This is a genomic window from Saccharomonospora iraqiensis subsp. paurometabolica YIM 90007 (assembly GCF_000231035.2).
GTDB classification, from domain to species: domain Bacteria; phylum Actinomycetota; class Actinomycetes; order Mycobacteriales; family Pseudonocardiaceae; genus Saccharomonospora; species Saccharomonospora paurometabolica.
In genome coordinates this window covers 40,552-47,174 of the sequence record NZ_KI912196.1, presented here as the reverse complement: position 1 = coordinate 47,174, position 6,623 = coordinate 40,552, and the positions used below count along the sequence as shown (strand labels likewise).

General features: G+C 69.5%; 5 protein-coding genes. All 5 read left to right on the top strand.

The window, feature by feature from the left end; translation table 11 throughout:
• Positions 1-217 precede the first annotated feature (217 nt).
• The 5 genes from SACPADRAFT_RS0202100 (at position 218) to SACPADRAFT_RS0202085 (ending at position 6,606) form a co-directional block, all read left to right on the top strand.
• Entirely contained in the window at positions 218-856 is a 639-nt protein-coding gene (locus SACPADRAFT_RS0202100) for a TetR/AcrR family transcriptional regulator (protein ID WP_007024069.1), read from the top strand.
• 294 nt (positions 857-1,150) lie between these two features.
• On the top strand, positions 1,151-2,926 hold the full coding sequence (locus SACPADRAFT_RS0202095) for a hypothetical protein (RefSeq protein ID WP_007024068.1): 1,776 nt from the start codon (positions 1,151-1,153) through the stop codon (positions 2,924-2,926).
• Positions 2,927-2,965: 39 nt separating this feature from the next.
• A complete protein-coding gene (locus SACPADRAFT_RS31105) occupies positions 2,966-3,340 on the top strand; it encodes a hypothetical protein (RefSeq protein ID WP_157577017.1) in 375 nt (124 codons plus the stop codon).
• A 205-nt stretch (positions 3,341-3,545) separates the two neighbouring features.
• Positions 3,546-4,967 (top strand): alanine/glycine:cation symporter family protein, encoded by a 1,422-nt coding sequence (locus SACPADRAFT_RS0202090; protein ID WP_007024067.1) that lies wholly within the window; start codon positions 3,546-3,548, stop codon positions 4,965-4,967.
• 316 nt (positions 4,968-5,283) lie between these two features.
• A complete protein-coding gene (locus SACPADRAFT_RS0202085) occupies positions 5,284-6,606 on the top strand; it encodes a hypothetical protein (protein ID WP_007023900.1) in 1,323 nt (440 codons plus the stop codon).
• Positions 6,607-6,623: the final 17 nt, after the last annotated feature.

The following is a 6,623-nucleotide window of genomic DNA, read 5'->3' as shown; positions in this document are numbered from 1 at the left end:
GGCGGGCAGGGCGGCCTCCGGCAGGCGGGCGTCGGCCGGGTCCACGGGTGGTCCGGGTGGGACGGCCCCCAGTGCGGTCATCGCGTCGGCGGCGGCCTCCGGGAGGTGGCCGGGTGCGTCGACGTCGCCCCACAGATACGGGTGGCGGTCGACAGCGGGCAGGTCGTACTCGGTCACTCGCGGGCACCTCCAACTGATCGCTGTTACACTGTGACATATGGTGTCGCAGCGGCGCAAAGAGCTGGGTTCCGGCCCGGACCCTGCACCGGGGGAGACCGGGGCGCCCCGCGCCGCCAACGTGATCCCCGAGGAGTCGATCCTGGACGCGGCCCACGACCTGTTGCTGGCCGTCGGGATGCGGCGGATGAGCATGGCCGACATCGCCCGGCGCGCCGGCATCTCCCGCGCCTCCCTCTACCGCCGCTGGCCCCACGTCCGCGCCGTGGTGGCCGCCCTGGTCACCCGCGAGTTCGCCGCTCTCGCCACACAGGCGCCGGACGCCGGCGGCACCGGGCGGGAGGCCGTCGTGTCCTCGGTGACGCACCTGGTCGGAACCCTGCGGGTGCACCCGCTGGTGCGCAAGATCGTCGAGGTCGACCCGGAGTTCCTCGTCCCGTACCTGCTGCACCGCACCGGGGCGACCTCGGACGCCCAGCTCGCGATGATCGAGGACGGTCTGCGCCGCGGCCTGCGGGACGGCTCCGTCCGCGCGGGCGAGCCCGCGATGCTCGCGCGGTCGGTGCTGCTCACCGCGTGGTCGTTCACCCTCACCGGACCGGTCCTCGTCCCGGAGGACTCCTACGACGCGCTCGACGACGAACTCACCCTCCTGCTGGACCGCTACCTGAGGCCCTGAGCGCGCCACCGGATCGGCGCCATCGGGCCGGAGGATCGGGTGGTATGGCGGGCCTGGGCCACCAACCGAACGGCGAGCGGGCGTGACCGTGTAACACCGGGCCGTACGGGATCCGACGTCTCCCCGGATGTGGGAGGAAAGGACCGGACCCGTGACAGAACTACCCGTGCCCCGGAAGTCGGCGCGCACGTGACACGTCGGGTTGCCACTGGACCGCAGGGCGTCGAGTCGTAGACTCCGGCCGCGAACGCGGCCGATGTCCGGTCGGTGCGCGCCCTCACGGGAGGATATCGCATGCAGGACCCTTCGGATTCGAGGGAGATCGCCGAGACCAGGGAGAACGGCGGCCGCAGCGATACCGCCGAGCCAGCTGTCGGGGACCGGTCGACCTTCAACTCGGACATCGAACCGACGGCATCGACGGTCCTGGCGGAGGTGCTCCCGGGGATCGCTGTCGTCTTCGGTGAGGAGGTCCCGGCGGAACTCGAGCCCGGCCTGGTCGATTTCGGGCTCGTGCCGGCCGCCGACCGCGAGCAGATCGCCACAGCCCTCGCCGCGATCGGGAACACGGCGACCGTGGCCGGCAACCTCGGGAACGCATTCGCCGGCGTGCAGGGGCTCTACAGAATCGATAACGCGACACGGGCACTGATGAGCTCCGGTGGAACGCTCGCCGTCAAGGATGGCGCGAACCTCGGAACAGTGCTCCTCAACGGCAAGATGGCTCAGGCCCGCTTCCTCCCCGTGAGTACGGTGAGCGCGGCGCAGACCGCGGCCGCGATCGGGCCGGCACTGGCCATGGTCGGCCTGCAGATGCAGTTGAGCGAGATCACGGGTCTTGTCCGGACCAACATCGCACTGACGAACCAGGTACTCACCACCATCCGCAACGAGCAGTGGGCCGAACTGATGGGCCTCGTCGCCACCGTCGAGCGCGCGGTCGACCGGGCGCAAGAGATCGGGTCGGTCCCCGCCTCGCTGTGGGACAGCATCGCGGGTAGTGAAGCGTCCCTGCGTACGCAGCGTAATCAGTACCAACTGAACGTTCGCCACCACATCAAGCAGATCCACGAGCTCGACCCGCACGGCCGCCGTGAGTATCTCCAGACGAACGCCTCGGCGATCTTCTTCGACGCCAACGCCCTCCTGTCCTCCCTCAAGGCATTGACCGGTTATCAGGCGCTGCACGCCGCGCGGGCGAGAGCCGCCGGACCCGAGGACGCCGGTGAGGCACGGCTCGCCGACGTCATGGCGCGCGAGACTCGCGAGGAGTTCGACTCCGCGCTCGCCGAGACGACGAGCCTCGTCGACTCGCTGACGCGGGAGTTGCGGATCGTCGCCGAGCTTCCCGGTTCCGGCACACTACCGCAGCCGGGGAGGCGGAGGGACGCGAAGGCAGCCCGCGAGATCTCCGCCCGCCTTCTGGAGGCGCTCGAGCCTCTTGCCGACACTCTCCACCCGCCGGTGCCCCCGATCGAGGCTCCGGACGTCGTCTGCGCACCCGAATCGCTGGACCTCGAACCGTACCTCCGCATCCTGCGATGGTTCCTCGAGGACGGTGAGACCCTCCGTGTCCTCGGCTTTCCCGACCAACTCGAGGCCCACGATGCCGTTCCTGCGTTCTTCAGCGGAGCGAAGGGGAAGTTGGCGGCGGCGATCGACAAGGCGGCGGCGAAGACACTGGTCGCCGTCACGGATCGCCGCATCGTCATGACCAGGGCGAGCGCATTCCTCGCGCAAGGGGAGATCGGTCAGGACATTCCGATCGACCGAGTGCGCTATGTCCGGGCAGGGACCGCACAGGACAGCGGTGGACGCTCGGCGATCGACGTCATCACGAGCGAGGAGAACATCCGGTGGGTGTTCCACCCGGACATCGACAACACGCACGTGGACGCCCTCGCCGCCGTGCTCGCCGAGTCGATGACGATCCCGGACGTCGAACGCGAGAAGCTGCAACAGCGACGCTACGCCCCCCTCGAGGCGGGCAACGGCTCGCTTCCCGGCGCTTCCGCCGGCCGACCCGCAGGTGATGCGGCGGAATTGCCCGTACCCGAAGGCGATGTGTGAGGTCGTGACCGACCCGGTCTTTACTCGGCGGTGGGAAGCGTGATCACCCTTCTGTACGCACGTCGTGGCCCGGGGCAGGCGGAACCGCTGATCGCTGTCGTGTCGACCGAAGACGAAGCGCGAGCCATCGAAGCCGAGGTGGCGGATGGGGAACCCGGGACACGAGTGGTGTGGGAAACGCACGAAGTGGCAGGTCGGGTCGGCGACGACGTACACATCGTGTTCCTGGCAGCTGGAGGTGACAGCGGGGCGGAAGCGGCAGATCCGATTGCTGTCGGCGTCTTCGCCAGCCGTCGGGATGCCGAGAGTGACCTCGCAGTGCGCGGGACTGGCGACGACAGCGCTCACTACTTCGTCCGCTCGCTTCCGCTCGGCTGGCGCCGCAGTGGTTGGCCTTTCGTAGGCAGTCGCTGACTCGACTCCACCCCGATCCTCGTCGACGCGTGCCGTACCGCCGCACCCGAATCGATCTTGACCCTGCCACGCACCCACACTGGGAGGCACCGCCGTGGCGGTGCCGGGGGAGTGACACCGGTCCCCGCACCGGTTTGCGCTCCCGCGTCGGTGCGGACGGACTCGTCCGGTCGGCCCCGACCACCCGAGCCGAGAAGGAGTGGATATGGAGGAGTTGCTGGACGAGGTCGTCGATGTGGTGTGGGGTCCGTTCCTCCTGATCCCGCTACTGCTGGGGACCGGCCTGTACCTGACCGTGCGGCTGGCCGGCGTACAGTTCCGCAAGCTCGTCCCGGCGTTGCGGCTGGCGCTGTTCCGCCGCCGGGACACGGACGCGGACGGCGACATTTCGCACTACCAGGCGCTCACCACCGCGCTGGCCGCCACGGTCGGGGTCGGCAACATCGCCGGGGTCGCGACCGCGATCTACTGGGGCGGCCCCGGAGCGTTGTTCTGGATGTGGGTCACCGCGCTGGTGGGGATGGCGTCGAAGTACGCGGAGGCGTTCCTGGCGGTCCGGTTCCGCACGCGGGACGCCCGCGGGGAGATGTCCGGTGGCCCCCAGTACTACCTGGCCAGGGCCATCCCGAACCGGTTCGGGCTCGTGCTCAGTATCGCCTTCGCCGTGTTCGCGATCCTCGCGAGTTTCGGGATCGGCAACATGACCCAGTCCAACACGGTCGCCGCCTCCCTGGAGGGCTCCTTCGGGATTCCACCCTGGGCGGTGGGTGTCGTCATCACCGTCGCCGCCGGTGCCGTCCTGATCGGCGGGATCAAGTCGATCGGCAGGGTGACCTCGGCGTTCGTGCCGTTCATGATCGTGGTCTATGTGCTGAGTGCGCTGACCGTGCTGCTGCTCAACCTCGGTGAGGTGCCGGCCGCACTGGGGATGATCCTCACCGATGCCTTCACCGGCACCGCGGCCACCGGCGGCTTCGCCGGGTCGGCCTTCATCATCGTGCTGCAGTACGGCGTCGCCCGCGGGATCTTCTCCAACGAGTCCGGTCTGGGCTCGGCCGCGATCGCCGCCGCGGCCGCGCAGACCCGGCATCCGGTCCGCCAGGCGATGGTGTCGATGACCCAGACCTTCATCGACACCATCATCGTGGTCTCGCTCACCGGGCTGGTCATCGTCACCACGGGGGCCTGGACGTCCGGCATCGAGGGGGCGGAGATGACCGCGGAGGGCTTCACCCGCGGGCTGCCGGGGGAGTGGGGGCACTACGTCGTGACCGCCGGGGTGGTGTTCTTCGCCTTCTCCACCATGCTGGGCTGGGCCTACTACGGGGAGCGCTGCGTGGAGCGGCTCGTGGGCATCCGGGGTGTGCTGCCCTACCGGGTGGTGTTCACCGTGATGATCCTGGTGGGCGCGACCACCGAGTTGAATCTGGTCTGGGCCTTCTCCGACGTCGCGAACGGGCTGATGGCGCTGCCCAACCTGATCGGACTGGTGGTGTGTGCCGGACTGATCGCCCGGGAGACGAGGGAGTACCTCGTGGCGGATCCGCGGCTGATCTCCCAGCCCTCCGAATCGACTCTGCACGGCACCGACGTCCTGGCCGGTCGGCACCGCGACTCCGTGGACTGACCGCGTGGCGTGCCCCGCCCTCCGGGAGGCGGGGCACGCCACGGCAGGCACCCACGTCGCCGCGGTGATCGGCGAGGCCCGCGGCCGTGGCGCCCTCCGGGGCGAGCCGAGCGCCGAGCGGAACGAGCCTGGGGCGAGACCGTCCGGGAGAAGGCGCCGGACCATCACCCGTTCCGAACCGCTTCCCCGAGGGGATGTCCAGGGGAGGATGCGGGGAGGTCCGGACTCTCCCCCACTCGTGCGGTAGTGACCGGCACACGCACCGTGTCACGATGGCGTGGATCACATCCCGTGTCCGGAAAGGGTCCCGCTCCTCGTGCCAACCCCGAACGACCAGCTCCGCCAGGCACGCCACCGCACCGCCTCGGCCGACAGCCCGGACGAGTGCCTGTCCCGCCAGGAACTCGCCGAAGCGATCAACACCTACCTCTGGCAGCACCACGGCACACGGGTCGAGCTCGACAGCAACTACATCGGCAAGCTCGAACGCGGCGTCATCTCCTGGCCCAGCCGCCACTACCGCGAAGCCCTCCGCTCGATCCTCGGCGCCCCCACCAACAGCGCCCTCGGATTCCACAACCCCAGCCGAACCGTTGTGAGGTTGACCGACGTGGACCGCAAAACCTTCCTCCGCACCACCGCCCTGACCGCCGGAGTCCTCGCCACCACCCCCCTGACCACCCTGCTGAACGGCACCGCACACGCCAGCACCCCGGTCCCCAACCGCATCGGCACCACCGAGATCGAACACATCCGCAACGCCGCCAAGACCTTCGAGACCTGGGACTTCACCCACGGCGGAGGGCTGGCCCGCGAAGCCGTGCTCGCGCAACTGCGCTTCTCCGCCGAACTGCTCAACGCGACCTGCCCCGAGCACCTGCGCGGCGACCTGCACAGTGCCGTCGCCCACGTCGCCGAGGTCGCCGCCTTCATGTCGTTCGACGCCTCCGCGCACGACGAAGCCGAGCGCCTGTTCACGTTCGCTCTGGCCTGCGCCGAAGAAGCCGACAACTGGCCGTTGCGGGCGCTGATCCTCGGCAACATGGCGCAACAGTCGGTATGGCTCGGCAACCCACAGACGGGACTCACCCACACCGACCTCGCCCTCGTCCGCGCCGACCGCCTCCCTGCCACACACCTCGCGCGCCTGCACACCATGCGTGCCCGTGTGCTCGCCGCCATGTACCGGACGGAAGAGACCCGTACCGCTGTCGGCACGGCCGACGAACATCTGGACAACAGCCGGGCCGACGACGACCCGATTTATCTGGCCCATTACGACCCGGCAGAGCACAACGCGGTCGCCGGAGAAGCACTCGCCTCTCTCGCCACACCCACCGGTCACGGCACGGACGAGGCCACCCGACGGCTGACCGACTCGATCCACGGCTACGGCCCCGCCTACACCCGCTCCAGAACCCTCGCCGAGATCCGGCTGGCGACCCACACCCTCACCACCGGCGACCCCCGCGAAGCCGCCCACATCGCCGCAGGCGCCCTCGACCACACCGACACCCTGCGCTCCCAACGCGCCCTCACCAACCTCCGCCACCTCAACCAGCACACCACCCGCCACACCGCCATCCCCGAGGTCGCCGACCTGAACCACCGCCTCACCACCCACCTCACCGACGCGTGAGACCGCCTTTCAATGCC

Excerpts from the sequence above, each read along its gene's own strand:
- SACPADRAFT_RS0202100 (WP_007024069.1), top strand. The coding sequence starts at position 218 with ATGGTGTCGCAGCGGCGCAAAGAGCTGGGTTCCGGCCCGGACCCTGCA.
- SACPADRAFT_RS0202095 (WP_007024068.1), top strand. The coding sequence starts at position 1,151 with ATGCAGGACCCTTCGGATTCGAGGGAGATCGCCGAGACCAGGGAGAAC.
- SACPADRAFT_RS0202090 (WP_007024067.1), top strand. The coding sequence starts at position 3,546 with ATGGAGGAGTTGCTGGACGAGGTCGTCGATGTGGTGTGGGGTCCGTTC.